The sequence below is a fragment of the Micromonospora sp. RTBAU3-60 genome, assembly GCF_054963695.1.
The window spans coordinates 1-1,324 of record NZ_JBUEGB010000176.1 but is presented as its reverse complement, the minus strand read 5'-3'; the positions used below and the strand labels follow the sequence as shown (position 1 = coordinate 1,324).

The window sequence follows — 1,324 nt, the reverse complement described above, 5'->3', positions numbered from 1 at the left end:
GTGTTGCGGGCGCTGGTGCGAGAGGACCGGGCGATCCTGGCGATCGACCTGGGCGAGGACAAGCAGGTCGCGGCGTTGATGGACCACGATGGTCGGGTGCTGGGGCGCAGGACGGTGCTGGTCAAGGCTCATGCGTTGGGCGGGCTGTTGGCTTGGGCCGCCGGGCAGGCGGCTCGGCACGGGTATGCCGGGATCGTGGTCGGTTGCGAGCCGACCGGGCACCGCTGGCGGTCGGTGATGGGCCTGGCCGACGCCGCCGAGATGGGATTTGTGTGCGTGCAGTCCCTCGCGGTGCACCTGGCACGCGAGGCTGACGACTACACCCGTGACAAGACCGACCATAAAGACGCGGTGCTCATCGGCAGGTTGATCGCTCGGCTGGACTGCTACCTGCCCGAACGCGCCGACGCCGACTGGGCTCGGCTGCGGCACCTGGGTGCCCGCCGGTTCCGGCTGGTCGTCGAGACCGTCGCGTGTGGGCGGCAGATCGCTGATCTGCTGTCGTGCTGTTGGCCGGCGGCGCTGGCGTGTGCGGCCAAGCCCTTGGACTCCACGACCTGGCTGGCGTGCCTGGCAGCGACCGTCGACCGCTGCGCTGGCGACCCGGCCCGGCTACGGCGGCTCGGCCGTGACGGGTTCTTCGCCGCCGCACGCGGGCAGCTGCCCCGCTTCGGCGCGAAGCGGCTGTGCCACCGGGTGGCCGGACGGTTCTTCGACGCCCTGGCCGATCGTGGCGGGGTGGGCGCCCAGCGCCGTGGTGGGCTGGAACGGGTGCGTTTCCTGCTCGACGACTGGCGTGCCGCCCTGGCCCGCCTGGATGATGTCGAGCAGCGCATGGTGGACGTCCTGGATACCCTGGGCCTGACCGACCTGGCCGCATCGATTCCTGGGGTGTCGGCAGTCGGGGCGGCGGTGATCCTGGCCGAGACCGGCGACCCGGCCCGGTTCGCCAGCGCCCGCAGCGTGGTCAAACACGCCGGGCTCAACCCGTCCGAGAACACCTCGGCCACCTTCCGCGGCGTGACCCGCGTGTCCCGCCGGGGCCGTCCCGGGCTGCGGGCCGCAGCATGGCGCGCCATGTGGGGCGCACTGCCCCACAACCCGGTCCTGGCCGACAAGTTCACCCACCTGACCACCCGCGAGCGCGGCCGGCTGACGCCGGCCCAAGCCCGGGTGGCCTGCGCCGCAGCCCTGCTGCGCTGGCTATACGCCATTGTCACTCACCGGCGGGCGTGGGATGCCACCATCGCCGCTGGCGCCGATGACGCCTCCCGTCCCGCCCTCGCCGCCGCAGCCTGACCAGCCCCCGACGACCAGTGCGACC

Annotated in this window: 1 protein-coding gene; it reads left to right on the top strand. The window is 72.8% G+C overall.

From position 1 onward, the window contains the following. On the top strand, positions 1 to 1,299 hold a 1,299-nt coding region (locus ACY34I_RS40395), incomplete at its 5' end, for an IS110 family RNA-guided transposase (RefSeq protein ID WP_462760828.1). Positions 1,300 to 1,324 lie beyond the last annotated feature (25 nt).